Here is a 26,802-nt window from a genome sequence, read left to right as displayed (position 1 = left end):
GTCCCCGGCCCCGGCACGGGGAGCCGCGGCCACCGTGCCGGGGCCGGCCGGAAACGACGGTGCGTGGGTGACATGGGGACGAGCGCCTCCAGGGCGGTCGCCCGCCCATGCCACCACCACGCCCTGACTCACGGCCCGGCCCCGGCACGGACGGACCCCGCACGGCATGAGCCCGGCCCGGCAGGAACCCGTCCCGAACGAACCCGGTACGACCCCGGACAGCACCCTGCCCGGCCCGTGGGACCCCGTACCGGCCCGGGAGCCGTCCGCCGCCCTCCGCCCCGTCCCCCCCGACACCCCCGCCTCCCACCGGCGGCCCAACCTCGTTCGTCCCCAGCACGGAAGGCCCGTCCATGCCCTCACGCCCCACCCGACCGAGTGGCCCCCGCAGACAGCGGCCGACGCTGCGCGCGGTCCTGTCCGCCCTGCAAGGCCCCGTCCCCCTCTCCCGCGAGCAAGCCATGGGCGCCTCCGAGCGGCTGGCGGCGGCGACGTCCCTGCTGTCCAGCGTCGAACACCTCGCGCGCCGCCGGGAGCACCGGTCGAGCCGACTGAACGAATGGGCCATCTCCCGCGACGCGTACGCCCGTTACGGCAGGCCCTTCCGCAAGCTGCTGGACCTGGCCTCCGACGAGCGGACCAACCGGGCGCTGCACGCCGGACGGGTGGCCGCGAGCGCGGCCCTCATGCTGCCCGGCAACGGCCGGTGGCGCGGGGCCGCAACCCTCTACCTCGGCGTCAGCGGGGCGTTGCTCTACCCGGCCGAGCGCTACGGCACCGACGGCTCCGACCAGGCGTCCACCATGGTGCAGACCGCGACCGGGCTGGCCAGACTCGCCCCCTCGTCCCGCACCCAGGACGCCCTGATCTGGTACGTCGCGCTCCAGGGAAACCTGTCCTACCTGATCTCCGGCTGGGTCAAGCTGCTGGGTCCCGACTGGCGGTCGGGGGCCGCGCTGGCGGGGGTGATGCGGACCAGGACGTACGGGCACGAGGGGGCCTGGAAGCTGACCCAGCGCTACCCGCGCTCGGCCCGCGCCCTCGTCTACGGTGTGCTGGGCCTGGAGTGCCTGTTCCCGGTGCTCTACCTGAAGGGCGGCCGGCTGACCCGCCCGGTGCTGAGCGGCGCCGTCCTCTTCCACATGGCCAACGGCTACGTCATGGGCCTCGGCAGGTTCCTTCCGGCCTTCGCCGCGATGCACCCGATGGTCGCCTACACCAGCACGCCGCGCAGCCACCCCGCGGTGGCGGGCCGCGACGACACCATGCCGGCCGCGGTGGCCCTGCTGGCGGCGGGCGGCGCGGCCGTGCTGGGGACGGTCGCGGTGGCCCGGCGGCTGCGCGTCACCGACACCCCGCACGGCAGCTCCGTCGTCACCACCCGGCACGGCAACGAACTGAGCGTGCAGAGCACCCTCGACGGCCGGAGTACGAACCCGGTGGTGGTCTTCGTCCACGGACTGGGCGCCTGCCCCGCGTACTTCGCCTGGATCGTCCGCGCCCTCGGCGGCGGGGACCGGCAGTGGCTGATGTACAGCAGGGCCGGCTACGGCCCCAGCCGGCGCCGCGCGGACGGGGAGTACACGCTGGAGGAGTCGGTCGACGACCTGGTCGACCTGATCGACGCGGCGGTCCCCGAGGGGCGCCAGGTGGTGCTGATGGGCCACTCCCTGGGCGGCGAGATCTCCCGCCGTGCGGCGGTCAGGCTGGGATCCCGGGTGAACTCCGTCGTCTACGTGGACAGTTCGCACCCCGGCCAGCTCACCCGGTCGGCGCAGCAGGGCACGACCGCGCCGCGGATCGGGGAGGGCCTGCGCACCATGGCCATCAGCCTGCGGCTGGGGTTCGGGGCGCTGATGCGGACGCCCGAGCCGGTCGCCAACCTGCCCGAACAGGTGCGGGACAAGGTCAGGATGGAATTCGCGGACTCCCGCGTGTGGACCGCCGCGGTGCGTGAGTGGAAGGCCGTCGAGCAGGACTTCCCCTCCTTCACCGGGCCACTCGACGCCCTGGACACCCACGCCCTGGTGCTCTCCGCCCAACGGACCGTGGACCGCGACCCCGAGCACCTGCTGATGCACAAGGACCTCGCCGACGCCCACAGCGGGGACCGGACCGTCCGAAACGTCGTCATCGAGGGCGCCGACCACGACGGCGTCCTCACGGACCCCCAGTACGCCGCCGAGACGCTCCGCCACCTGCTGGCCTTCCTGGCCGACACCGCCGGGCGGGGACCGGGGTCCGGGCCCGGACCCCTGACCGGGACGGAGCCGTCCGGCCGGACCGCCGCGTCCGAGGAGGAGAACCGATGAGCAACCCCCGTCTCCCGCGCGCCACGGGCTCACTGCTGACCCGCGCCTTCGGCGGCACGGACGGCAAGGTCCGCCTCGTGGCCGGCCTCACCTTCCTCGGCGCCGTCTGCTGCCAGCACCCGCACCCGTCCTTCGGCCGGGTCCAGCGGCTCGACCCGCTCTCCAGCATCTTCCCCAACTGGCGCTTCTTCGCCCCGACTCCGGCCCAGCACGACTTCCAGTTCTACTACCGCACCCTCGACGAGGCGGGCGAGACCTCCGACTGGTCCGCGCTGGAGGTCATCCAGGGCCGCCGCGCCCGCCAGTTCGTCTGGTTCCCCGAACGGCGCAGCGAGAAGGCGGTGTACGACCTGGGCAGCGAGATCCTGCGCGTCCTCGACCGCGGGTTCGAGGTGGCCGTGACCCTGCCCTCCTTCCGTATCCTGCGCAAATTCTTCCGCGAGGAGATCGAGCGGTCCGGCACTCCGGACGTCAAGGGCTTCCAGTTCGCCCTGGTCCAGAACTCGGGCTACGACGAGACCGAGGAGCCCGAGATCCTCTTCCTCTCCCCCTACACACCGATGCGCGAGACCGCGGCACCGGCGCGAGAAAGCGAGACCGTATGAGCACCGCCGCCCCCTCCTGGGCCTCCGTGGCCACCGCCCCCGAGGTCCAGGACATCGGCTACGGAAGGGTGTTCGCCGACTTCTACGACCGCCTGCTGCCCCACGACGGCTCCGCCGAACGCACCGCCGAGGTCCTCGCCTCCTGGCACCCCGGCGGAGGCACCCTCGAACTCGGCGTGGGCACCGGACGCGTCGCCGTCCCGCTTGCCCGGCTCTCCGGCGGGGTCGTCGGTGTGGACTCCTCGCCGGAGATGCTCCAGCGGCTGTGCGAAACCATCGACGCCACCGGCGCCCCGGTCACCCCGGTGCACGGCGACATCCGCACCTACGCCGACGACTCCCGGTACGGGCTGGTCTACTGCGTCTGCGCCACCCTCTCACTGATCTGCGACCCGACGGAGCAGCGGACGGCCGTCGCGCGCGCGGCCCGGCACCTGGCACCCGGCGGCACCCTCGTCGTGGAGACCCACAACCCCGGCTTCGTGACCGCCCTGCACGAGGGACGCGCCCGCACCTCCTTCTTCATTCCCTACGCCGAACCGGGCACCGGCGTGCAGACCTACTCCACCCTGATCCCCGGCGGGCTCTGGCACGCCTCGCACCTGGTGCACGAGGGCGGCCGGGTGAGCATCGGCACCGAGATCACCCGGCTCACCACCGCCGAGGACGTCGACTCCTACGCCGCCGACGCCGGTCTCGTCCTGGTGTCCCGGCAGGGCGACTGGGCGGGCGGCCCGTTCCTGCCCGAGGGGAGCGGCGTCCACATCAGCCGCTACCGCCGCCCCGCCTCCGGTGAGGAGCGCTCATGACGGCCACTGCGGCGGCGTCCGGCGGCACCGTGCGGAACCTGACGCGCGGGCAGTGGCGGCTGCTGCTCGGGGGCACCGCCCTCGGGCTGCTGGGCGTGGTGTGCACCCTGACGCAGCCGGTGCTGCTGGCCGACCTGATCAGGAACGCCGGGGACCACCGCCCGGTGGTCGGGATCGTCGTGGCTCTGGTCGTGCTGTTCCTGCTGGACGCCGTGCTCTCCGCCGCCCAGGGCTGTCTCATCGGCAGGGCGGGGGAGAACATCGTCCGCGACGCCCGGGTCCTGCTCTCGGGCAAGGTGCTCCGGGCCGACTGCGCGCACCTCGACACCCGGCGCCAGGGCGACCTGCACACCCGGCTGGTCGCCGACACCTCCCTGATGAAGATCGCGCTCACCCAGAGCCTCGCCCAGATCGTCCTCAACGGGCTGATCGTGGTCGGCGCCGTGGTGATGATGGCGTTCACCGACATCTGGCTGCTGCTGGTCGCCGTCGGGTGCCTCGGTATCGCCGGGACCGGGTCGGTGTGGCTGGCCCGCGCGCTGCGCCGGGCCGCCCTGGCCAACCGGGAGGACACCGGCGACTTCGGTGCCGACCTGCAGCGCGTGCTCGCCGCCCTGACGACGGTGAAGGCCGCCAACGCCGAGGGCCGTGAGCAGCGCCGCCTGGCGGAGTCCGCCGACCGCGCCCGCGTCTCCGGCAACCGGGTCACCGTGCTGAACGCCATGTTCACGCCCGCGCTGAATGTCGGTCTCCAGGCGTCGCTCGCCGCCGTGATGGGCATCGGCATGGCCCGCGTCGTCACCGGCTCCATCAGCCTGGCCGACTTCTCGGCGTTCACGATGTACCTGTTCTACCTGGTGTCGCCGCTGGTCCTGGTCTTCCTCTCGATCGGCACCTACCTCCAGGGCCGGGCGGCCGTCCAGCGCGTGGACGAACTCGACATCCTGCCGCAGGAGGACGATCACCCGGCCGGCACCGCGGACCCGGCCGACGACCGGACCGACGCCCCCGCCGGCGACCCGGCCGCCCGTCCGGCCCCGCGGGGCGGCCACCCCGCGGTGGAGTTCCGCGACGTCTCCTTCGGCTACGGCGACCGGCCGGTGCTGGAAGGCGTGTCGTTCACCGTCCCCGCCCACGGGCTCACCGCCGTGGTGGGCGCCTCCGGCGCGGGCAAGACCACCGTCTTCCAGCTCATCGAGCGGTTCTACCGGCCCCGGGGCGGCGCGATCCTCCTCGACGGCAGGGACATCGCCCACCTCCCGTCCGCCGAGATCCGCGGCCGGGTCGGCTACGTCCAGCAGGACAACGCCGCGATGCGCGGAACCCTCCGCGAGAACATCGTGTACGCCGCGCCGGACGCCACCGAGGCGGAGATCGCCGAGGCCGTCGAACTCGCCGGTCTCACCGAGGTGGTGGCAGAACTGCCGGACGGCCTCGACACCCTCCTCGGTGACCAGGGCACCGGACTCTCCGGCGGGCAGCGGCAACGGCTCTGCGTGGCACGGGCGTTGCTCCAGAAGCCCGACGTGATGCTGCTCGACGAGGCCACCGCGCACCTGGACTCCGACGCCGAGGCGGCGCTGCGCGACAGCCTGCGCGGCATCGCCGGGCGGTGCGCCGTCGTCGCCATCGCCCACCGGATCTCCACGGTGGCCGAGGCCGACCGGATCGTGGTCCTGGACGAGGGCCGGGTGCGCGCCGTGGGCACGCACACCGAACTCCTCGGCAACGACGCCCTCTACCGGCGGCTGGCCGCCACCCAGTTCGCCGACGGTCCCCTCGGCGGACGCCCCGCGCCGGACCCCGTACCGGACGGGGCCCAGGGCGCGGTGCCGGGCTCCGGTCCGGTGCCCGAGCCGGTCCCGGCCGCCCTGCCGGGCGCGGGAGCCGTCCGGTGAGCACGGTGGACGCGGCGGTCGTGGGCAGCGGGCCGAACGGGCTGGCCGCCGCGGTCGCCCTGGCCCGCGCCGGACTGCGGGTGGCCGTGCACGAGGCCGCCGACACGATCGGCGGGGGACTGCGCGGCGCCGCGCTGTTCGACTCCGAGGTGGTGCACGACATCTGCGCGGCCGTCCACCCCATGGCGGCGGCCTCGCCGTTCTTCCGGGAGTTCGGCCTCGCCGGACGGGGCGTGCGGATGCTGCGGCCCGAAGTCAGCTACGCCCATCCGCTGGACGGCGACCGGGTGGCCCTCGCCCACCACGACCTTGACGCCACCTGCGCGGGCCTCGGCCCGGACGGGCCGCGCTGGCGGCGGCTGATGGAACCGCTGCTGACACACAGCGACGCCATGGTCGACCTGCTGCTGTCCGATCTGCGCAGCCCGCGCGGGCTGCGCGCCGCACCCGCCGTACTGAGCCGGGTCCTGCTCCACGGGACCCGGCTCGGCCCCCGTGCTTTCCGCGGCGCGGCGGCCCCCGCGCTGCTCGCCGGGGCCGCCGCGCACGTCGTCGGCCCACTGCCCTCGCTGCCCGGCGCCGGGGTCGGGCTGCTGCTGGCCCAGTTGGCCCATGGCCCCGGCTGGCCGCTGCCGCGCGGCGGCAGCCACCGCATCGCCGAGGCCATGGCCGACGACATCCGGGCACACGGAGGGGAACTGCATACCGGGCGGAAGATCACCGACCTGCGGGAACTGGCGGGGGCGCGGGCCGTCCTGCTGGACATCGCGCCGACCGCGCTGCCCGACCTCGCCGGGGGCGCCCTGCCGCCCGGCTACACCCGGTGGCTGTCCCGGTACCGGTACGGCCCGGCCGCGGGCAAGGCGGACTTCCTGGTCTCCGGACCGATCCCCTGGTCGGCCCCGGAGACCGGTCGCGCGGGCACCGTGCACCTGGGCGGCACGGCGGCCGAGATCTTCCGCCAGGAGACCGCCAACGCCCGTGGCAGGGAGGGGGATTCACCGTTCGTCCTGGTCGTCGACCCGGCCGTGACCGACCCGGGGCGCGAGGTGGCCGGGCGCCGCCCGGTGTGGGCGTACGCCCATCTGCCGCACGGCAGCGCGCGCGACCCGCTGCCCGTGATCCGCGCGGCCATCGAGCGGTACGCGCCGGGCTTCACCGACTCCATCGTCGCCCAACGCGGGCTGTCCGGACGGGACTACGCCGCCTACAACCCCAACTACGTGGGCGGCGACATCGCGACCGGGGCGATCGGCCTGCGGCAGACCGTGTTCCGGCCCGTCCCCCGGTGGGACCCCTACCGGACCCCGCTGCCCGGCGTCTACCTCTGCTCGGCGGCCACCCCGCCCGGCCCCGGGGTGCACGGCATGTGCGGCCTGCTCGCGGCCCGGTCGGCGCTGCGCCGCGAGTTCGGCCGGCCGCTGCCCGTGCTCGGCCCGGTCGGCGCGGGAACCCCGGCCGCATGACGCCCCGGCCCGCGCACCGGGCCCGGGGTCACACCCAGCCGCGTTCGCGGGCCAGCAGCGCCGCCTGGGCCCTGCTGCACGCGCCCAGCAGGGCCAGCAGATCGGAGACATGGCGCCGGTAGGTGCGCAGCGACATGCCCGCCGCCCGGGCGCCCGCCTCGTCCTTGGTGGCGGTGCACATGAGGAGCAGCACCGTGCGCTGGGTCCCGGTGAGGCTGTCGGTGCCCGGCTTCGGCGCGGGACGGTCGGCGAGGTCCGTCGCCGCCGCCCACAACCTCTCGAAGAGGGTGACGAGACTGCTCACCGGTCCGCTCTCCTCGATGCACAGCACGCCCCGGTCGATGTCGTGCGCGTCGACGGGGACCAGCGCGGTGCGCCGGTCGTAGACCAGCACCAGTTCCGAGAGCCCCTCCGCGACCCTGACCTCCGCGCCGTGGGAGCGCAGCCGCCGGAGGTGGTCCGCGCCGGTCCGGGACGTCGGAGCCTCGCTCCCCATCAGGATTCGTACCCGGACGCCGCGCCGCAGGCAGCGCAGGCCGAGTGAGAGCGTGTGGGCCGTGCTCAGCGGGGCCAGGGCCCGGTTGGGCACCGCCGCCAGGATCTCGGCGTCGGCGTGGAAGGCCGCCCGGTCGATCCGGGCGAGGGCCTGCCCCAGGTCCTCCAGGCGGTCCAGGGCTATCGCGGATCCCGCGTGGACGCCCCCGCCGCCCGCGTAGGAGGGGGCGGCGGGGGCGTCCCGCCACAGGGAGCGCAGGATCGGCCGCGGGTCGGCGAGGCGGCGCAGCGTCCGGTAGGCGGCGTCCAGCTGCTCCTCCGCCAGCCGCGCCACCACCACCCCCGGGTCCGTGGCCCAGGTCCGCTCCTCGCTCCCGTGCAGCAGCCCCCGGTCGCGCAGCCGCGCCGCGGCCCGGTCCACGCCCTCCCCGTCCATCGGCGCGGCGGTGCGCGCGTCACGGACGGCGGCGCCCGGATTCCGCAGGAAAAACCGGTACACCGCTTCCTCGGTGCTGCTCAGACCGAGTGGCGACATCGTGTGGGTCCCCATGGCCCTCCCCTTGAACATGTCCGGCGGGACGACGGAGCACAAGTCTGCCCGGGGAGACGGGGCGTGAGGTCTCAGCGAAGTCTCACGCCCCGCTGGTACCAGGGAAGTTCCGGATGCGTGACCACTTGAATGATCGGTCTCTGATCGCTATGACAGGAGGCCGTGCACCGAAGTGATCCTGGAGGTCCGATGGGCGAGGCACCTGCAGCCGCATCGCCGGTACAAGCCACGCCGAACTCCCTGCGGGAGGTGGTGGCAAGTCGTGATCTGGCCAATCTCACCGGCCCGCTCGGCAGCGGGAAGTCCCGGTTAGCCGCCGGACTCGGGCCCGTCTCCCTCCTCGACCTCGACCGGCCCGGCGCCCTGGAGCGGCTGCCTGCCGCGCTCGCCGAGGACACCCCGGGTCCGCTGGTCGTGGACAGCGCCGACCACGACCACGCCCTGGCCGCGCTGGAGCCGCTGCGGCTGCGCCCGCCGGGAAGCGGCCGGCCCGTCCTCGTGGTCAGCAGGCGCTCCCTGCTGGCCCGGCCGGGATGGGCCGGCACGGGGGTCGCGGTCCTGGAGACCGGCCCGTGGCCGGACGCGCGGATCGGGCGTCTGGCGACGGAGGCGCGGGTGACCGACGCGCGGTCCCGGGAACTGATCGTCCGGCTCGCCGCGGGCAACCCGCTGATCGCCGACGCGGCCTGCCGGGCCGTCCACGCGGGTGCGCCGCCGACCGCGGCCGGGGCGGTGGCCGACGGCGCCGCCCGGGAGATCGTGGAGCGGCTCTCCCGGGAGCGGCCCGCCGGGCCGTGGCAGCACGCCCTGGTCCGGCTGGCCACGGTGTGGTCGGCGGACGAGGAACTGCTCGACGCCGACCCGGACCTGTTCGACACCCTGGCCGGGCTCAGCCCGGTCGTCCCCACCGAACTCGGGTTGGCCCTCGCCGAGCCCTTCCGCGGGGTGATCGAACTGGCCCATCGCTGGCGTCGGCCCGCCACCCACCGCGGCGCGTGGGCCCGTGCACTGGCCCACCGCAAGAAGCTGCTGGCCGACGAACCCGCCGCCGACCGCCGCAGCCGTCTCATCGAGGGGATCATGGCCCTGGCCGACGACGACGCCGTCCGCGAGACCATGTTCCCCATCAGCGTGACCCGGGACGTGATCCACACCGCCGCCCCGGACGACGCCGACGCCATCGGCACCCTGATGCGCCGGTGGGCCCGGCAGGGCGGGCTGGACGTGCGCTGGACCGACCGCCTGGTGGAACGCTGGCTCGTCGACGACCCCGCCAGCTTCCAGTTGATCCGGAACCGCGGCGACCGGATCATCGGCCTGACGAACACCCAGCAGGTCACCGAACGCACCATGAACTGTGTGGAACCGCTGCTCCAGCAGCACACGGACCGGCTGCTCGGCCGCCCGCGCGGCACCGGGGGATGGCTGCTCGGCGCGGCCTACTGCCCCGATCGGGGCGCCCACGCGCACCTGCTGCGCAGCCTGCTGCGCCAGGTCATCGTGGGCGGCCTGCTGCTGACGGTGTCCACCCCGAACCCGGACTACCAGCGACTGCTGCGCGGGCTGCGCTTCCAGCGTCACGGCACCACCACCGACGACGTCTACCGCTGCGGGCGCAAGCCCGAGATCTTCAGCCAGGACTTCGGCTCCGCCGCGCTGCCCGACTGGACGGAGCGGCTCGCCCGCGCCTCGGGGATGCGTGGCGGCCCGCGTCCGACCGGCCAGGAGGTGGCCCGCGCCCTCGCCGACATCGCCGACCCGGCCCGGCTGGCCGAGAGCCCGCTGCTCTCCTCGCCGCGCCCCCGGACGGTGGCGGAGCTGCGCGCGGACCTGTGGGAGGCGGTGCGGCGGCTGGCGGACAGCGAGGTGCGGGAGGAGGCCGAGGCCGGGTGGATTCTCCAGCACTACTACCTCGGACGGCCGCGGACCCATCAGTGGCTCGCCCAGCGGCTCCACATCAGCCGGGCCACCTACTTCCGGCGGCTCCGGCACGGCCTGGACCTGGTGGGCGGCGGCCTCGCGGCGGAACGGAGCGTCCCATGAGGGGCGCCGGGAGGACGGCAACGGCAGGTGGTGGGAGGGCGGCGGGGCCGGGTTCCTCAGTGGTAGACCTCGCCCGGCTCGGCCCTGCCGGGGCCAGGAGCCGCGGCACCGTCACGAAGGTGTGGCCGCGGGCGGTGAGGGCGTCGATGATGCCGGGCACGGCGGGCACGGTGCTGTCACGTCGTTGGGTTGCAGGTACCCGACGGCGCGTCGTGGCCTGGCGGGGCCCTCGGCCCGGGGGAAGGAACCGAAGGGCAGTCCCGGGGCAACGCGCGCTGCCCGGCCCGAGTAGGCGCGGGGCGCGGCACACCGTTCCCGTGCCCCTGACAGAAACGCCGCGCCCCTCCTCGTACAGGAGGGGCGGGCCGGAGGCCGGCGCTCTCGTCCATGTGCGGTTTGGGGGCTGACCGACAAAGGCACCAAGGGCAAGCGGGCCCGCAAGGTTCCCATCGTCGAGGAGATCCGTCCCCTCGTCGCTCAGCACGTTCTGTCCGCCGGTCCGATCCCGATGCCCGCCTGTTCACCGGCCCGCACGGCGGACGCGTCCCCACCGCCGTCCTGCGCGACGCCGCGCACCGGGACGACGTGGTCACCAGGCTCGGCCACGAGCGCCTGCGCCGCCACGGCCTCCGGCACACCGGACCGACCTGGTTCGCCGACGCAGGCGTGCAGGTCCACGTCCTGCGACGCATCGCCGGCCACGGGTCGCTGACCACGGCCCAGCGATACCTGCACCCCGACATGCACAAGATCACGGCTGCCGGGGCGGCGCTCTCCGCGCACCTCGGCGTGTTGCGCGCACCGCGCTCGCTGCGGGCCCGATCTCCATGACCCGTCGGCCTCGGTCGAGGACACCGGTCCCCAACTGGTCCTCAAGAATGGTCAAGGGCCGGTTTCGGATACCTCCGAAACCGGCCCTGACCTGCGACTGTCTCCAGTCGGGACGACAGGATTTGAACCTGCGACCCCTTGACCCCCAGTCAAGTGCGCTACCAAGCTGCGCCACGTCCCGATACCCGCCTGACCTGGGGTTTCCCCTGGCCGAACGCGCATGAGAACAATACCGCACTCGGCGGGGTGGTCACGAACTCCTTTCGCCGCTTGACCTCAACCATGCTTGATGTTCAACGCTGGTCCCATGACGAACACGACCACCGCACGGACACCCGACCACCGCGACATGAACCGCCTGATGGGCCTGATGACCGGGGACGAGAAGCACGGCCCCGCCGCGACGTCCACGCTGGACGTGCTGTGGGTGCTGTACGACCGGGTGCTGCGGGTCGCGCCCGACACCGTCGACGCGCCCGGCCGCGACCGGTTCCTGCTGTCCAAGGGACATGGGCCGATGGCGTACTACGCCGTCCTGGCCGCGCACGGCTTCTTCGACGAGGAGCTGCTGCCGGGGTTCGGGGCGTACGACTCGCCGCTCGGGCACCACCCGGACCGGACGCTGGTGCCGGGGGCGGAGATCGGCAGCGGGTCGCTGGGGCACGGGCTGCCGCTGGCCGTGGGGAGCGTGCTCGGTCTGCGGGCCCAGGGGCTCACCGACCCCCGGGTGTGGGTGCTGATCGGCGACGCCGAGCTGGACGAGGGCAGCAATCACGAGGCGATCGCCTACGCGGGCCCGGCCGGGCTGGAGCAGTTGCACACCGTGGTGATCGACAACGCTTCGTCGTCCCACGGCCGGCCCGGCGGGATCGCGGCCCGTTTCGAGGCCGCGGGCTGGTCGGTCGACTCCGTGGACGGCCGGGACCACGAGGCGCTGTACGCGGCCTTCACCGCGCCGCACCCCGGACGGCCGCGGGCCGTGGTCGCCCGCGTCGACCCGAAGGACTGAGCGCTCCGAGCGAGCGCCGCCCCACCGAAACAGCGATGCAGAAGAGGGACACTTCACATGGACACGATGCGTGACCGCTTCATCTCGACCACGTCGCAGCTGCTGGACGAGGACCCGCGGCTGGCCCTGGTGCTGGCCGAGATCAGCCGCGACGGCTTCGCCCGGGCCGAGCGGGCCCATCCGGACCGGGTCGTCAACGTCGGCATCAGGGAGCAACTGCTGATCGGGGCGGGCGCGGGAATGGCGCTCACCGGTCTGCGGCCGATCGTGCACACCTTCGCCAGTTTTCTGGTGGAGCGGCCGTTCGAGCAGGTCAAGCTGGACTTCGGCCACCAGGGGGTGGGCGGGGTGCTGGTGAGCGCGGGGGCCTCGTACGACTGGCCGGCCGGCGGCTTCACCCACATGGCGCCGGGCGACGTCGCCCTCATGGACACCCTGGAGGGTTGGACGGTCCAGGTGCCGGGCCATCCCGACGAGGCCGAGGAACTGCTGCGGGAGGCCGCGGTCGGGGACGACCGGGTGTACCTGCGGCTGTCGCTGCAGTCGAACGCGGTGGCCCGGCCGGTCGGCTCGGGGGCCGGGTTCATCACGGTGCGGGAGGGGACGGGCGGGGTGGTGGTCGCGGTCGGGCCGATGCTCGACAACGTGCTCGCGGCGACCGAGGGGCTGGACGTGACCGTGCTGTACGCGGCCACGGTGCGCCCGTTCGACGGGGCCGGGCTGCGCCGGGCGGTCGGCGGGCAGGACGCCGCCGACGTGGTGGTCGTGGAGCCCTACCTGGCGGGCACGTCCACGGCCGCGGCGAACGACGCCCTCGCCGAGCTGCCGCACCGGGTGCTGGGGCTCGGTGTGGGGCGGGCCGAGCTGCGCAGGTACGGGCAGATGGACGAGCACCTCGCCGCCCACGGGCTGGATCCTCGGGGGCTGCGGGAGCGGATCGGCGCGTTCCTGCGCCGCTGACCGGGACCCGGCGAACGCGCCGCCCGCCGCCCGGGTCCATCTGCCGCCGGGCACCCGCCCCGGGTGCGGCCCGGGGCGGTGAGGAGTCCGGTTCAGCAGGGCGGCGAAGGCGGCGGCGACGGTCCTCGTACGACGTGCGCCGGTCGGTTCACGCGGTGGCCCTCCAGTCGGGGTGGCCGGGCATGGGCGGGTTCACGGCCCCGAAGAGCCAGTCGCGCAGGAACGGGTCGAGGGACCTGTCGCCGGTGACGTCGACGGCGTGCCGGATGAAGTCCTCGCTGGTGTACGTGGAGTCCTTGAAACGCCGCACCCACTCGCGCATGATCCGGTCGAACCTCCGTTGTCCGACCTGCTTGTCGAGGGCGTACAGGACGAGTGCGCCGCCGTCGTAGATGTTGGTGCCGCCGAGCGCCCGGGGCAGTCCGGGCGGGCCGTCGGCGGCGCGGACCGCGTCGAGCTTCTCGTACGTCGCCTTCATCTTGTCCTCCAGGACCGACCAGCCGCGCTCCTCGCCGTACACCCCGGCGTAGTACACGGCGGGGCCCTCGTTGAGCCATGCCTGCTGCCAGTCGTTCGGGGTGACGGAGTCGCCGAACCACTGGTGGACGAGCTCGTGGACCATGGTGGTCTCGTAGCCGGGCTGTCCCTGGGCGTTGGGTTTGAACCAGTTGGTGGAGAACAGCGAGAGGGTCTGGTTCTCCAGGGCGTCGGTGTAGCCGTCGTAGATGTGGACGCCGTAGACGGAGAACGGGTAGCGGCCGAACTTCGCCTCCAGCCAGGCCAGATGGTCGGCGGTACGGGCGACGATCGGGGCGTACTTGTCCTCCTGGCCCCGGGGCACGATGTGGCGCAGCGGCAGTCCGCGGTGGCTGGTGCCGTACAGGTAGGTGCCCTTGACGACGGCGATGCCGATGAGTTCGGTCGCCATGCGCTCGCGCAGGGCGAAGTGCCAGACGGTGGAGCCGTCGGCGCGCGGGGACTTGTGGAGCAGTTCGCCGTTGGCGGCGGCGACGTAGCCCTCGGGCGCGCTGATGTGGAAGGTCCAGGTCGCCTTGTCGGAGGGGGTGTCGTTGCAGGGCAGGAAGGTGTCGGCGCGGGAGGACTGGGCGGCGGAGGCGAAGCCGCCGTCGGTGCCGAACTTCCAGCCGGTCAGGCCGAGTCGGGGTGCCTTGCCGTTGCCCCGGTAGCGCACCTCGGTGGTGAACGCCCGGCCGTCGTGCAGCGGGCGGGCCGGGGTGACGGTGAGCTCCTGGCCGCTCTTTCCGGGCGAGATCTCCCAGGTGGCGGGGCGGCCGGCGACGGTGACGGAGTCGATGGTGTGGCCGTCGGTGTCCAGGTTGAACGAGGAGAGGTCCTGGGTGGCCCTGGCCTCGATCCGCACGGCGGCGGTGAAGTCGTAGGTGACCGGGGTGAAGTCGAAGGTCAGGTCGTAGTGGACGACCTGGTAGCCGCCGTTGCCGAGGGTCGGGAAGAGCGGGTCGCCGACGCCGTCCGAGCCGGGCCGCGGGTCGAAGCCGTGCGACCGGGCGGCGGCGGGCGAGCCGAGGGCGGGCACGGCGACGGCGGCCGCCACCGCCGTGCCGCCGAGCCGGAGGGCCGTGCGTCGTGTCGTGGTCACTTCTTCCCCTTCTGGAAGGCTTCCTCGAATTCGCCGCGGGCCTGCTCGCCGCCCTTGGCCAGGTAGTCCTTGACGAGCTGGTCGTAGGCGGACATGGGCTTGCGGCCCGCGATGACGTCCTTGAGCCCGTCCTGCTTGAGCGTGTAGAGGCTGCCGGTGCCCTTCGAGTCCCAGGTGGGGGACGAGTACTGGAGCACCGGGTCGGGCACCATCATCGGGATCATCCTCGTGAACGCGTCGTGGACGTGGCGGACGCCCTGCTCCGAGTCGGCGCTGAAGATCGCGGGGACGGCGGAGGCCATGAACTTCCAGGGCACGGTGACGTCCTGGGTGCCCTGCTTGGTGAGGGCCGGGTTGCCCTGGGCGTCGCGGGTGAAGTCCGTGCCCTCGACGCCGTAGTTGATGAGCGTGTACTCCTGGCTGCCGAACGGGGAAGCGGCGAAGTCGGCGAGGGCCAGGATCTCCTTGACGCGGTCCTCCGACGCCTTCTTGACGTGGGTGTTCTGGAGGGCGACGTTGTCCATCCAGGCGACCGCGTCCTTGCCGACCGGCACGAACGGGCGCGGGTCGTACTTCTCGTCGATCGCCTTCATCGATGCGATGTAGCCGACGCCGGGCGCCAGGTAGGTGGGCATGCCGTCGTAGACGTACGCACCCTTGCCGTTCTTGAACATGTCCGTGTACTGGGCCTTCTGCGCCCCGGACATCTGGAGGGTGCCGGGGTAGAAGCAGCCCGCCTCGTACAGCAGCCGGGCGGTTTCCACCGCCTTGCGGTACTCCGGCGTCTCCAGGTCGAGGGTGAACTTCCCGGTCTTCCCGTCCAGCCGCCAACTGCTGGGCGCGCCCGCGGACATGGCGAGCATCGTGGTGGCGCCCGCGATGATGGCGTACTGGTCCTTCTTGGGCCGGGTCAGTTCCTTGCAGAGCTCGACGAACCGGTCGAGGTCGGTGATCTGGTCGAGGCTCGTGACGCCGGCCTCCTCGAACAGGTCGTGACGGTAGAAGCCGGCGCCGCCGGTGCCGGTGCGGGCGATCGGGATGCCGTACAGCTTCCCGCCGAAGATCGCGGCCTGCCAGGCGCCCTTCGGGATCGCGGCCAGGTTCGGGTAGTCCTTGATCCTGTCCCCGGCCAGGTGCGGGGTCAGGTCGGCGCACTTGGCCTGGAGGAAGGCGGCCTTGTTGTCGACGCCGCCGCTCTCCGGGTACATGAACAGGTCGGGCAGGCTGTCGCTGGCGACCATGGTGGAGAACTTGGTGCCGTAGTCGTCGGCGGGGACGGCGGTGATGTCCACCCGGCCGCCGAGGAGCTTCTCGATCGCCTGCCAGGCGGCGTTGGAACCGCGGGCGGGCGGCGGCGGGGAGAAGGTCTCCATCGTCGCGCTGATCGGCTTCGCACCCTTGAGCGGGGCGCCCTTCGTGGCGCGCAGCGGCTCGGCCGGGTACTTGAAGAAGCCCTGCGGGACACCGGCGGCGGTGCCCGCCAGGTCGGGTTCGAGGCCGATGTTGCGGACCGCGGTGCCGGGCAGCAGCGAGGCGCTCTTGGCCTCCGCCTTCGCGGTCGCGCCGCCGTCGCCGCAGGCGGCGAGCAGCGGGGCGGCGGCCAGTCCCAGACCGATGCCCGCGCCCATGCGGAAGAGTGCTCTGCGGTTGATGGGGGTGGAGCTCGACACCTGGGTCTCCTTGGGAGAGGGGAAGGAAGGAGTGGGGGGCGGCGGTTGCGCTCGAAAGGCCGTCGGGTGGTTTCTCAGCCCTTGACGGCGCCGGTGAGCACGCCCTTGGTGAAGTAGCGCTGGAGGAACGGGTAGACGCAGAGGATCGGTACGACGGCGATCACCAGGACGGCCATCTGCACGGCCTGCTGCGGGGCGAGCGCCTCGCCCGCCGAGGCGGCGTTCAGGCTCTGGCCCTGGAGGACGTAGGTGCGCAGCACCATCGGCAGCGGCCACTTGTCGGAGTCGTTGAGGTACAGGAGCGCGTTGAAGAAGGCGTTCCAGTACGTCACCGCGTAGAAGAGGCTGATCACGGCGAGGACGGCCTTGGACAGCGGCAGGACGATCCGGACCAGGATGCGGAAGTCGCCCGCTCCGTCGACCTTCGCGGCGTCGTACAGCTCGTCCGGCAGGTTCATGAAGAAGGACCGCAGGACGACCAGGTTGAAGGCGCTGACCAGGGTGGGCATGACGAGCGCCGCGTAGGTGTCGTACAGGCCGAGTCCCTTGACCAGCAGGAAGTTCGGGATGATGCCCGCGTTGAAGAGCATCGTGAACAGGGCGGTCATCAGGATGAAGCGGGAGCCGGTGACGTCGCGGCGGGAGAGGCCGTAGGCCATGCCGACGGTGACGAGGAGGCTGGCGAGGGTGCCGAGGACGGTGATGCCGATGGAGACGATCAGCGCCCGGGTGACGACCCCGCCGGTGAAGATGGTGCGGTAGGCGTCCAGGGTGGGGTGGTCCGGCCACAGGACGAGGCCGGAGCTCTTGATGATGTCGGTCTGCGAGGCGAAGCTCGTGCCGATCACGCCGACCAGCGGGTAGGCGACGGCGAGGACGACCACGACGACGGCGATCGCCTTGGCGGTCTGTCCGAGACGGGTCGGCCGTTCCATCCACGGGGGCCGTCCGTCGGACTTCCGGGCGGGGGCGGGGCGGGGCGCCGGTGCGGTGGATTCCGTCGTGGCGCGCTTCTTCTCAGCGGTCAGCACCGCGGTACACCCCTTCGTGGCCGAGTCGGTGGGCGAACTTGTTCGCGCCCAGGACGAGTGCGGTGCCGATGACCGCCTTGACGAGGCCGACGGCGGCGGCGACGCCCCAGTCGTTGTCCTTGATGCCGTGGTAATAGACGTAGGTGTCGAGGACCTCGCCGGCGTCCGGGCCGACCGCGTCGCGCTGGAGCAGGATCTGCTCGAAGCCGACGGAGAGGATCTGCCCGAGGTTGAGGATCAGCAGCAGGATGAGGACGGGTGCGATGCCCGGCAGTGTCACGTGCCACAGCCGTCGTCGCGGTCCGGCGCCGTCGATCGCGGCGGCCTCGTACTGCTGTTTGTCGATGTTGAGCAGCGCGGCGAGGATGATGATCGTGCCCCAGCCGGCATCCTTCCAGGCCACCTGGAGCGTCAGCAGCCAGGGGAAGGCGTCGGGGTCGCTCATCATGTCGTAGCGCGGCAGGCCCATGCCGCCGAGGACGTCGGGCAGGAGTCCGGCGCCGCCCAGGATCTGCTGGAAGATCGAGACGATGATGACCCAGCCGATGAAGTGCGGCAGGTAGACGACGCTCTGCACGAAGCGCCTGACGCGGTCGCTGGCGATGCTGTTGAGCAGCAGGGCCAGCGCGATCGGGATCGGGAAGAAGAACACCAGCTGGACGAGGGCGATCTCCAGGGTGTTGAACGTCGCGGACCAGAAGGCCGGTTCGCCGAACGCGGCGGAGAAGTTGGCGAACCCCACCCAGACGCTGTGCATGTAGCCGAGGTACGGCTGGTAGTCCTGGAACGCCACGACGTACCCGAGCAGCGGGACGTAGTGGAAGACGATGAAGTACAGCAGGCCGGGCAGGGTGAGCAGGAGCATCACCCGGTCCCGCTTGAGCCGCCGGCGGAGCGTGAGCCGGTGCTGCGCGACGGCGGCCCCGGTGGCGGGCGGGGCGGGTGTCTCGGCCTTCGGTCGCCGTTTCTCCCGCGGCAACGGGGGTGCTGTTTCAGCCATTGGTGCGTCCTGTTCGGCTGGGTGGCGCGTGGTGGGCCTTCTGGGGCCGCAAGTTAGTAAGCGGTTAACCCAAGCGTCAAGGGATCTGAGCGAACACCATCCGGTCCACATCGCTCCCGATGACGGAATCAGGCGCCAACAGTCCATAAATATGCCAGCGAAACGGACAGTTGAGATGTACGGGAGCTTGACGTCCGGTCATCACGCTCCTTAGCGTGCCGGTCATTCCATAGAACGCGATTACTGTCCGGAGGCAGGGTGCGAACCACCGAAGAGGCACCGGCTCATTCCGGTAGCGATGCTGCGGCAGCGTCCCCGCGACGGCCGCGCACGGTCCTAGTCATGGACCCCGGTCTGCTCGACGACGTCTTTCCGCCACCCGTACGGGCCCGCCTCGAGGAAACCGCCGACCTCCTCACCCCGTCCGCGATCAGCGAGTTCGACTCCCCCGGGGCCGCGGCGGCGCTGGGCCGCGCCGAGGTCCTGCTCACCGGCTGGGGCTGCCCACCGGTGGATGCCGGGCTGCTGGACCGGGCACCCGAGCTGCGGGCCGTGATCCACGCGGCCGGCACGGTGAAGACCTTCCTGTCCCCGGCCGCGTTCGACCGCGGACTGGTCGTCTCCTCGGCCGCCGCCGCCAACGCCGTGCCGGTCGCCGAGTTCACCCTGGCGGCGATCATCATGGGCGCCAAGCGGGTGTTCCCGCTGGCCGGTCTCTTCCGCACCCGGCGCACCCACCGCACCCACGCCGACCTCGACCGCCAGCACTGGCTCGGCACGCACGGGCTGACCGTCGGCGTCGTCGGGGCATCCCGGATCGGCCGCCGGGTCATCGAACTGCTGCGGGTCCTGGACGCGGAGGTGCTGCTCCACGACCCCTATGTCGACGCGGCCGGGGCGCGGTCGCTCGGCGTCACCCCGACCGATCTGGACACCCTGGTCGCGACCAGCGACGTGGTGACCCTCCACGCCCCCGACACACCCGAGACGCGCGGGATCATCGACGCCCGCCGGATCGCCCTGATGCGCCCGGGCACCCTGCTGGTCAACACCGCGCGCGGACCGCTGGTGGACACCGAGGCGCTGACCGGGCACCTGGTCAGCGGGCGGCTGGACGCGGTCCTGGACGTGACGCACCCCGAGCCGCTGCCCGGGGACCACCCGCTGTGGGACCTGCCCAACGTCTTCCTCACCCCGCACCTGGCGGGCGCCCAGGGCAACGAGGTGGGGCGGCTCGGGGCACTGGCCGTCGAGGAGCTGGCCCGGTACGCGCGGGGCGCGGCGCTGGAACACCCGGTGCACCGGGCCGACCTGGGGAGGATCGCATGAGTCCCGTCCTCCCGCAGGCTCTAGGCTCGGCGTCACACAACAGCCTCCAGGGGGTGAGCCGGATGCGCCGGCAGAGCACAGCCGCGGACGGACAACGGCGCGCGACGGTCACCGACGTCGCGCGGCGCGCGGGCGTATCGACGGCCACGGTCTCCCGTGTGCTGAACCGCAACTACCCGGTCGCGGAGGCGACCCGGGAGCGGGTCGAGTCCGCGATGCGCGAGCTCGGCTACGTCGTCAACGCCCACGCCCGCGCGCTGGCCGGGGTCTCCAACCGCACCGTCGGCATCATCGTCAACGAGGTCGTCGACCCGTTCTACGCGTACATCGCGCGCGGGGTGGAGCGGGAGGCGGCGCTGGGCGGACGGCTCTGCCTGGTCTGCTGCACCCAGGGCGACCCGCAGCGCGAACTGGCCTTCATCGACCTGATGCACGAGCGCAGGGCGGACGCGGTGGTCGTGGTCGGCGGCTCCATCGCGGACCGCGGCTACACCACCGAACTGGCCCGCCGGGCCCGCGAACTGGACGCGGGCGGATCGAAACTGGTGCTGTGCGGCAGGCCGCCGCTGGGCGAGCAGGCCCCGACCGTCGCGGTCGAGTACGACAACGAGGGCGGCGCCTTCGCCATCACCGACCATCTGCTGATGCAGGGGCACGAGCGGATCCTCTACCTCGGCGGCCCGCCGAAGCTCTCCACCACCCGCGACCGGCTGGCCGGCCACCGGCGGGCCCTGGAGCTGCGCGGGATCGCGCCGGACCCGGACCTGGTGCACCCCGGCGCCTTCAGCCGCGGCTTCGGCCACCGGAGGATGGCCGAACTGCTGCGGGACGGACCGGACTTCACCGCGGTGTTCGCCGCCAACGACATGGTGGCGGCGGGTGCGGCGCAGGCGCTGGAGGAGGCCGGGGTGCGGATCCCGAAGGACGTGTCCCTGGTGGGGTACGACGACATCCCGGTGGCCCAGGAACTGCGGCCGCGCCTCACCACCGTCCATGTGCCGCTGGAGGAGATGGGCCGTCAGGCGGTGCGGCTCGCCGTGACCGGCGGGGACGAGGACGACTGGCGCGAGCCCACCACGGGCGCGCTGCGGCTCGGCACCCACATCGTGGTACGCGATTCCGTCGCGCCGCGTTCCGCCCGGTCCACCGGTATGTGATCGGTTACTTCCAGCCTGTCCGCAGTCGGCCATAGAAAATAACAGTAACTCCCCACCTCCTCTTGCCTCTCCATAGCAACCGCTTACATGCTGGCGCCGAGCAGCACTCGTTCCGCACGCCTTCTGCCCCTCACTCGTTCGCAGGGAGAGTTCCGCATGCGCATGCCCACCGAATCCGCCGGCTCCTCCGTCACGCCTTCCGCCGCGTCTTCCGCGGCGTCTTCCGTGGCGCCTTCCGTGGGGGCGCCCTCCGCCACTCCTTCCGCCGTCCCCTCCCCCGTCGGCCGCCGTTCGGTTCTCGCCGCGGTGGCCGGAGCGGGCACGGCGATCGCGCTCGGTGCCGGGACCGCCCGGGCCTCGACGGCCGGTACCGCCGCCGGGCACCGGGGGTCTCGCCCGGTCGGGCTGACCGTGACCGCCCGGCCCGCCGCCGAGGCCGAGCGGCTGCGGCTCGGACAGGCCCTGCGCGGCTCGGAGTTCCAGCCCACCGGTCTGTACGTCCCCGGCGGCACGCCCCTCTCCCTGACGGTCCAGGCGCACGACGGCCTGCTGCCCACCCTCTGGATCGGCGCCTGGGACTACTACGGCGGGATCACCGAGCCCCGCGCCCATCCGCTCACCGAGGGCGCGAACACGGTGACGGACCCGCACGGCGGCCCGGTCCACCTCACCCTGACCGGGAACGGCGAGAAGGCGGGCGTGCTGTTCCGCTCCGGAGCCGTGCCCATGCCGGTCTTCACCCTGGGCCGCACCTCGGAGGCGGACTACCAGCGGCAGTTGGACACGCTCACCGCGTCGCCGTACGTGGAGCTCCACGCGCCGCGCACGATCATGACGCTCACCCGCGAGGGCGCGCTGCTGTACCGGGACCAGGACCACGCGGCACTGCTCGAACTGGTCGAGACGATCATCGAGTCGCACGCCCGGATCAGCGGCCTGGACGGTTCGCGGCCGGTGCACCGGCGCAAGGCGGGCCCGTACCACTTCACCGAGGTCAGCAAGGTGCCCAGCGGCGTCGGCGCCTACGCCACGCACGGCTACAACGGCTTCCCGCGGGCCTACCTGGACCGGGCCACGACCGTGGAGGGACTCCGGACCCGCGGCTGGGGCCTGTACCACGAACTCGGCCACCTGCATCAGCAGTTCGCCTACAAGCCCGGCGGTCTGACCGAGGTCACGGTCAACATCTACTCGCTGGCCGCGCAGCGCACCCTCGGACAGCCCTCCAACCTCCTCACCGTCGACCCGAAGACGGGTCTCGACCCCTTCCGGTCGGCCCGGCAGAAGTTCGGCACACCGGGGCTGACGTACGAGAAGTCCTTCGGCGCGTACGAGAAGCTCGTTCCGCTGCGCCAGCTGGAGCTGGCCTTCGGCGAGGACTTCTGGCCCCGGATGCACAAGCTGGTCCGCGAGGAGAACCCGCAGTCCCACTACACGGAGGACGAGAAGCGCTATCGGGCCCTGGCCACGTACTCCAGCCGGGTCGCCGGCCACGACCTGACGGACTTCTTCGTGAACACCTGGGCGTTCCCGATCGACGCCGTCGGCCGGGCCGAGCTGGCCGCGCTGGACCTCCCGAAGCCCCTCGTCGACCCGTCCACCCTGGCCGACTGACCGCCACCACAAGGAGTCCACCGTGGACATCGGCAGAAGAACCCTCCTGATGGCGGGCGGCGCCACCACCGCCACCGCACTGCTGGCCGCGCCCGGCACCGCCCTGGCCGCCCCCGGCACGGCGGCGACCGACGGGACGACGGCCGGCGGGGCGGCGGCCGTCGGTTTCGACACCCTGCTCCAGCGGGCCGAGGCGCTGCTCACCGGCGGCGTCCCCGACCCCGCCGACCCCGATCTCGCCACCGCCGTCGCGGCCCTGGACACCACGGCCCGGGGCCTGTGGGACACCCTCGACCGCGGCACGGGACGCACCGCGCTCTGGTCCGACCTCGCGCCGCTCACCGCCCCCGGCAACTTCGGCCAGAGCTACACCCGGCTGCGCACCCTCGCGACCGCCTGGGCCACCGCGGGCACCTCCCTCGCGGGCAGCGCCGAGGTGGCGGACGCCCTCGTCGCGGCGCTGCGCCTCACCCACGACACCGCGTACAACCCGACCAGGCCCGAGACCGGCAACTGGTGGTTCTGGGAGATCGGCGCCCCGCGCGCCCTGATGGACTGCGCCGTCGTCCTGCGCGACCGGCTTCCCGCGGCCGACCTCGCGGACTACCTCGCGGTCGTCGACCGGTTCTGCCCGGACGCGGACCGCCGCACCAACCACCCCGCGCTCGCCGAGACCGGTGCCAACCGCACCGACAAGGCGGTCGTCGTGGCGCTGCGCGGGCTGCTGGGGCGGGACCCCGGCAAGCTCGTCTCGGCCCGCGACGCGCTGTCCGACGTGCGCTACGCGGGCCGCAACAGCCTCTTCCGGTACGCCGCTTCGGGGGACGGGTTCTACGAGGACGGGTCGTTCGTCCAGCACGACGTGGTCGCCTACACCGGTACGTACGGCGTCGTGCTGCTCAGCGGCACGGCCCATCTGCTGGCGCTGCTGGCCGGCTCCGAGTGGGCGGTGACCGACCCGAAGGTCTCGGTGATGTACGAGGCCGTCGAGCGGACCTTCGCCCCGGTGGTCCTCGACGGGCTGATGATGGATTCGGTGCGCGGCCGGGCGGTCTCCCGGGAGCGCGCCGGTGACCACCGCGACGGCGCGGCGGCCCTCGCGGCGATCCTGCTCCTGGCCTCCGGCGCCCCCGCCGGGTACGCGGACCGCTGGCGCGCGCTGGTCAAGGGCTGGCTGGTCCGCAACCGCGCCACCCCCTTCGGGGCCCTCGCGAGCCTGCCCCAACTCGCCCTGGCCAAGGCCGTCCTGAACGACGACACCGTCCCCGTCGGGCCCCGTACCACCGGCAGTTCGGTCTTCGCCGACATGGACCGCGTGGTGCACCGCCGCCCCGGCTGGGCCTGCGCGCTGTCGCTGTCGTCGAAGCGGATCTCGGCGTACGAGGCGGGCAACGGCGAGAACCTGCACGGCTGGTACACCGGCGACGGCATGACGTACCTGTACGACGGCGACGACCTGCGGCAGTACAACGACGGCTTCTGGCCGACCGTCGACCCGTACCGGCTGCCCGGCACCACGGTCGACACCCGGCCGCGCGCCGATCTCGGCACGGGCGCGGGCACGTCCACCCACCGCCCGTCCAACGCCGTCGCGGGCGGTGCCGTGCTGGACGGCAGGTACGTGGCGGCCGCGATGGAGGTGCTCGGTGCCCCCGACACCACGCTGCGGGCCAGGAAGTCGTGGTTCCTGCTGGACAACGCGGTGATCGCGCTCGGGGCGGGCATCACGTCGACCGACGGCCGCCGCATCGAGACGGTCGTGGAGAACCGCAGCCTGGGCGCCGACGGCCGCCACCGGCTGCTGGTCGACGGCCTCCGCCAGCCCGTCGAGCAGGGCTGGACCCATGAGTTCGACGGGGCCCGGTGGGCACACGTGGAAGGCGTCGGCGGCTATGTGTTCCCCGACCGGGCCGCCCTGCACGCCCTGCGGGAACAGCGCACCGGCACCTGGCGGGACATCAACTCCGGTGCGGACACCGGCGGCAGCACCGATCCCGTCACCCGCCGCTATCTGACGCTGTGGGTGGACCACGGCGTCTCCCCCGCCGACGCCCGCTACTGCTACGTGCTGCTGCCCGGCGCCTCGGCGGCGGCGACCGCCGCCTGGGCGCGGTCCCGGCCGGTGCGGACCGTCGCCGACGACGCGACCGCGCAGGCCGTGGAGGTGCGCCGGGCGGGGCTGACCGCCGTGAACTTCTGGGGTGCCGGGACGGCCGCCGGGATCACCGCGTCGGGCCCGGCGTCGGTGCTCGTGCAGCACCACGGCGGGCGGGTCCGCGTCGCGGTCGCGGACCCGGGACGGACGCTCACCACGCTCTCGGTCGAGCTGCCGTTCCCCGTGCGGTCGGTGGTGGACGCCGACGCCTCGGTGAGCGTCGCCCCGGGCCGCAGGCCCGTGCTCACCATCGCCGTCGGCGGCTCCCGCGGTCACACCCACCGAGCCGTGCTTTCCCGCTGATCCGCCCCCGCACCCCCCATTCCGAGGAGCACCACCGTGTCCGTCGCACCGCATCTGCACCTGCCGCCGCCCGACCGGCTCCTGTCCTCCCGCACCGGCTGGACCAGGGCCCACTGGGAGGCGACGGCCGACCGGCTGCTGGACGCCCTGGTGCCGTACGCGACCCCCGGCCTCGCCCAGTACCGGCTGCCCGGCCGCGGCAGCTGGTCGGGGGTCGTCTCGGACGGTCTCGAAGGATTCGCCCGGTCGTTCCTGCTCGCCGCCTGCCGCATCGCGGGCGCGGGCGGGGCGGTCGACCCGGCGCTGGTCGAACGGTACGCGGCGGGGCTGGCGGCCGGCACGGATCCCGCGAGCGGGGAGGCGTGGCCGGAGCTGACGGACTGCTCGCAGCAGATGGTCGAGGCGGCGTCGGTCGCGGTGGCGCTGCACGAGACCCGGCCGTGGATCTGGGACCGGCTGGACGCCCGGGTGCAGGAGCGGGTCGTCGACTGGTTCTCCGGATTCGTCGGCGGGCGCACCTGGGACAACAACTGGCGGCTCTTCCAGGTGGTGTCCGAGCAGTTCCTCGCCTCGGTCGGCGCCCCGTACAGCCGGTCGGACATCGAGAGCAACCTGGACAGGATCGAGGACTGGTACGTCGGCGACGGCTGGTACACCGACGGCGACGGCCAGAACTTCGACTACTACATCGGCTGGGCGATGCACCTGTACCCGCTGTTGTGGTCGCGGATGGCGGGCACCGACGACGGGGGCAGGACCGAGGTCTACCGGCAGCGGCTCGGCCGGTTCCTGGAGGACTACCAGCACTTCTTCGGATCCGACGGCGCCCCGGTGCACCAGGGCCGTTCGCTGACCTACCGGTTCGCCGCCCTGGCGCCGGTGTGGATGGGGGCGCTGGCCGACTGCACCCCGCTCGCGCCGGGGCTCACCCGCCGGCTCGCCTCGGGCACCATGCGGCACTTCGTGGAGCGCGGGGTGCCGGACGAGCGCGGCCTGCTGACGCTGGGCTGGTACGACACGTTCCTGCCGACCACCCAGCCGTACTCCGGCCCCGCCTCGCCGTACTGGGCGAGCAAGGGCTTCCTCGGGCTGCTGCTCCCGGCGGACCATGCGGTGTGGACGGCGCGCGAACTCCCGCTGCCCGTCGAGGAGTCCGACCGGTACACGGCGCTGCCCGCCCCGGGCTGGCTGCTGCACGGCACCCGCGACGACGGGATCGTCCGGCTGATCAACCACGGCAGCGACCACAATCCGCCGTACGACGAGACGGCCGACCCGGCCGAGGGAACGGCCGATCCGCACTACGCGGGTTTCGCCTTCTCGACGGCGACGGCTCCGGAGGCCGCCCCGCACGCGGTGTCCCGCTCGATCGACGGGCATCTGGCGCTGGTGGCCCCGGACGGCACCCCGTCGCGGCGCCGCCGCATCCATCCGCTGCGCTGCGCGGACCGGGTCGCCGCTTCCTGGTACGCGGCCCGGCTGCCGGGCGACGAGCGGGCGTACCGGATCGGGACGACGAGCGTGCTGCACGGTCCGTGGGAGATCCGGGTGCACCGGGTCGAGGCACCCGAGGGGGCGGTGGTGCGGGAGGGCGGTCACGCGGTCGCGCACGCACGGAGCCCGTTCGCCGTGTCGGGGCCGGACTGGGCGCTCGCCCGGACGGCCGACGGGCTGAGCAGCGCCCTGATCGCGCTGCACGGCTGGGACGGTGGCGCCGAGGGAGCCGCCGTGGCGCGTGACGTCCAGTCCAACGCGTACGGCCCGCATTCCGCGGTCCCGTATCTGCGCAGCCGTCCGCATCCGGGCGGTCGCAGCATCCACGTCTCGCTGGTCGCCCTGTCCCGGGACACCGTGCATCCGGAGGCGCTGCGCGACGCGGTGCGGGTGCGGGTGGAGGCGGACTCGGTGGTGCTGACCTTCCTGGACGGTACGACGGTCGAGGTCTGA

18 protein-coding genes, 1 tRNA gene and 2 pseudogenes are annotated in these 26,802 nt (G+C 73.1%); 14 read left to right on the top strand and 7 right to left on the bottom strand.

Features of this window, described 5'->3' with window-relative positions; genetic code table 11:
- The first annotated feature begins 353 nt into the window (after window positions 1-353).
- The 5 genes from ABZZ04_RS14520 to ABZZ04_RS14500 are packed head-to-tail and all read left to right on the top strand — an operon-like array spanning window position 354 to window position 7,090.
- Window positions 354-2,312: an alpha/beta fold hydrolase gene (locus ABZZ04_RS14520; RefSeq protein ID WP_356932528.1), complete on the top strand. Its 1,959-nt coding sequence runs from the start codon at window positions 354-356 to the stop codon at window positions 2,310-2,312.
- Window positions 2,309-2,917 carry a hypothetical protein gene (locus ABZZ04_RS14515; RefSeq protein WP_356932527.1) on the top strand — a complete coding sequence of 203 codons (609 nt, stop codon included), beginning with the start codon at window positions 2,309-2,311 and terminating at the stop codon, window positions 2,915-2,917. Before ABZZ04_RS14520 ends, ABZZ04_RS14515 begins: the two co-directional genes overlap by 4 nt.
- Entirely contained in the window at window positions 2,914-3,726 is an 813-nt protein-coding gene (locus ABZZ04_RS14510; RefSeq protein ID WP_356932526.1) for a class I SAM-dependent methyltransferase, read from the top strand. The genes ABZZ04_RS14515 and ABZZ04_RS14510 overlap by 4 nt, the downstream gene beginning before the upstream one ends.
- Window positions 3,723-5,624 (top strand): ABC transporter ATP-binding protein, encoded by a 1,902-nt coding sequence (locus tag ABZZ04_RS14505; protein WP_356932525.1) that lies wholly within the window; start codon window positions 3,723-3,725, stop codon window positions 5,622-5,624. Before ABZZ04_RS14510 ends, ABZZ04_RS14505 begins: the two co-directional genes overlap by 4 nt.
- Window positions 5,621-7,090, top strand: coding sequence for an NAD(P)/FAD-dependent oxidoreductase (locus ABZZ04_RS14500; protein WP_356932524.1), 1,470 nt, complete (start codon window positions 5,621-5,623; stop codon window positions 7,088-7,090). The genes ABZZ04_RS14505 and ABZZ04_RS14500 overlap by 4 nt, the downstream gene beginning before the upstream one ends.
- A gap of 28 nt (window positions 7,091-7,118) precedes the next feature.
- Here the strand turns inward: ABZZ04_RS14500 and ABZZ04_RS14495 are convergent, their stop codons facing one another.
- Complete coding sequence (locus ABZZ04_RS14495; protein ID WP_356932523.1) at window positions 7,119-8,135, bottom strand: LuxR family transcriptional regulator; 1,017 nt, start codon at window positions 8,133-8,135, stop codon at window positions 7,119-7,121.
- 252 nt (window positions 8,136-8,387) lie between these two features.
- Here ABZZ04_RS14495 and ABZZ04_RS14490 point away from each other — a divergent pair, with 252 nt between their 5' ends.
- Window positions 8,388-10,178, top strand: a complete 1,791-nt coding sequence (locus ABZZ04_RS14490; protein WP_356932522.1) for a hypothetical protein — start codon at window positions 8,388-8,390, stop codon at window positions 10,176-10,178.
- 56 nt (window positions 10,179-10,234) lie between these two features.
- On the opposite strand, the pseudogene ABZZ04_RS14485 reads toward ABZZ04_RS14490, so the two are convergent.
- Window positions 10,235-10,356 (bottom strand): annotated as a pseudogene (locus ABZZ04_RS14485) (polysaccharide deacetylase family protein); the annotation flags it as partial.
- 222 nt (window positions 10,357-10,578) lie between these two features.
- On the opposite strand from ABZZ04_RS14485, the pseudogene ABZZ04_RS14480 reads away from it, so the two are divergent.
- A pseudogene (locus ABZZ04_RS14480) lies at window positions 10,579-11,009 on the top strand (tyrosine-type recombinase/integrase); the annotation flags it as partial.
- 107 nt (window positions 11,010-11,116) lie between these two features.
- On the opposite strand, the gene ABZZ04_RS14475 reads toward ABZZ04_RS14480, so the two are convergent.
- A tRNA-Pro gene (locus ABZZ04_RS14475) sits at window positions 11,117-11,190 on the bottom strand.
- Between the two features lie 126 nt (window positions 11,191-11,316).
- Here ABZZ04_RS14475 and ABZZ04_RS14470 point away from each other — a divergent pair.
- Both ABZZ04_RS14470 and ABZZ04_RS14465 read left to right on the top strand, forming a co-directional pair.
- Window positions 11,317-12,018 carry a transketolase gene (locus ABZZ04_RS14470; RefSeq protein ID WP_356932521.1) on the top strand — a complete coding sequence of 234 codons (702 nt, stop codon included), beginning with the start codon at window positions 11,317-11,319 and terminating at the stop codon, window positions 12,016-12,018.
- Between the two features lie 57 nt (window positions 12,019-12,075).
- Entirely contained in the window at window positions 12,076-12,978 is a 903-nt protein-coding gene (locus ABZZ04_RS14465; protein WP_356932520.1) for a transketolase, read from the top strand.
- Window positions 12,979-13,126: 148 nt separating this feature from the next.
- On the opposite strand, the gene ABZZ04_RS14460 is transcribed toward ABZZ04_RS14465, so the two are convergent.
- From ABZZ04_RS14460 to ABZZ04_RS14445, 4 genes are all read right to left on the bottom strand, one after another.
- Window positions 13,127-14,596: a M1 family metallopeptidase gene (locus ABZZ04_RS14460; RefSeq protein ID WP_356932519.1), complete on the bottom strand. Its 1,470-nt coding sequence runs from the start codon at window positions 14,594-14,596 to the stop codon at window positions 13,127-13,129.
- Window positions 14,593-16,266, bottom strand: coding sequence for an extracellular solute-binding protein (locus tag ABZZ04_RS14455; RefSeq protein WP_356932518.1), 1,674 nt, complete (start codon window positions 16,264-16,266; stop codon window positions 14,593-14,595). Before ABZZ04_RS14455 ends, ABZZ04_RS14460 begins: the two co-directional genes overlap by 4 nt.
- Window positions 16,267-16,340: 74 nt before the next feature.
- The gene (locus ABZZ04_RS14450; protein WP_356932560.1) at window positions 16,341-17,201 is read right to left on the bottom strand and encodes a carbohydrate ABC transporter permease; all 861 of its coding nucleotides are present in this window, start codon (window positions 17,199-17,201) and stop codon (window positions 16,341-16,343) included.
- Between the two features lie 82 nt (window positions 17,202-17,283).
- The gene (locus ABZZ04_RS14445; protein ID WP_356932517.1) at window positions 17,284-18,297 is read right to left on the bottom strand and encodes an ABC transporter permease subunit; all 1,014 of its coding nucleotides are present in this window, start codon (window positions 18,295-18,297) and stop codon (window positions 17,284-17,286) included.
- Between the two features lie 342 nt (window positions 18,298-18,639).
- Here ABZZ04_RS14445 and ABZZ04_RS14440 point away from each other — a divergent pair, with 342 nt between their 5' ends.
- The 5 genes from ABZZ04_RS14440 (at window position 18,640) to ABZZ04_RS14420 (ending at window position 26,802) form a co-directional block, all read left to right on the top strand.
- Window positions 18,640-19,626, top strand: a complete 987-nt coding sequence (locus ABZZ04_RS14440) for a hydroxyacid dehydrogenase (RefSeq protein WP_356932516.1) — start codon at window positions 18,640-18,642, stop codon at window positions 19,624-19,626.
- 62 nt (window positions 19,627-19,688) lie between these two features.
- Window positions 19,689-20,783, top strand: a complete 1,095-nt coding sequence (locus ABZZ04_RS14435) for a LacI family DNA-binding transcriptional regulator (RefSeq protein ID WP_356932559.1) — start codon at window positions 19,689-19,691, stop codon at window positions 20,781-20,783.
- Between the two features lie 237 nt (window positions 20,784-21,020).
- On the top strand, window positions 21,021-22,397 hold the full coding sequence (locus tag ABZZ04_RS14430; protein ID WP_356932515.1) for a M60 family metallopeptidase: 1,377 nt from the start codon (window positions 21,021-21,023) through the stop codon (window positions 22,395-22,397).
- A 22-nt stretch (window positions 22,398-22,419) separates the two neighbouring features.
- A complete protein-coding gene (locus ABZZ04_RS14425) occupies window positions 22,420-24,855 on the top strand; it encodes a polysaccharide lyase 8 family protein (RefSeq protein WP_356932514.1) in 2,436 nt (811 codons plus the stop codon).
- A gap of 36 nt (window positions 24,856-24,891) precedes the next feature.
- Complete coding sequence (locus ABZZ04_RS14420) at window positions 24,892-26,802, top strand: DUF2264 domain-containing protein (RefSeq protein WP_356932513.1); 1,911 nt, start codon at window positions 24,892-24,894, stop codon at window positions 26,800-26,802.

Origin of the sequence: Streptomyces sp. NPDC006435 (assembly GCF_040612315.1) — a bacterium.
Classification (GTDB): Bacteria; Actinomycetota; Actinomycetes; order Streptomycetales; family Streptomycetaceae; genus Streptomyces.
The sequence above is the reverse complement of the archived record's forward strand: the minus strand, read 5'-3'. Positions and strand labels throughout refer to the sequence as shown.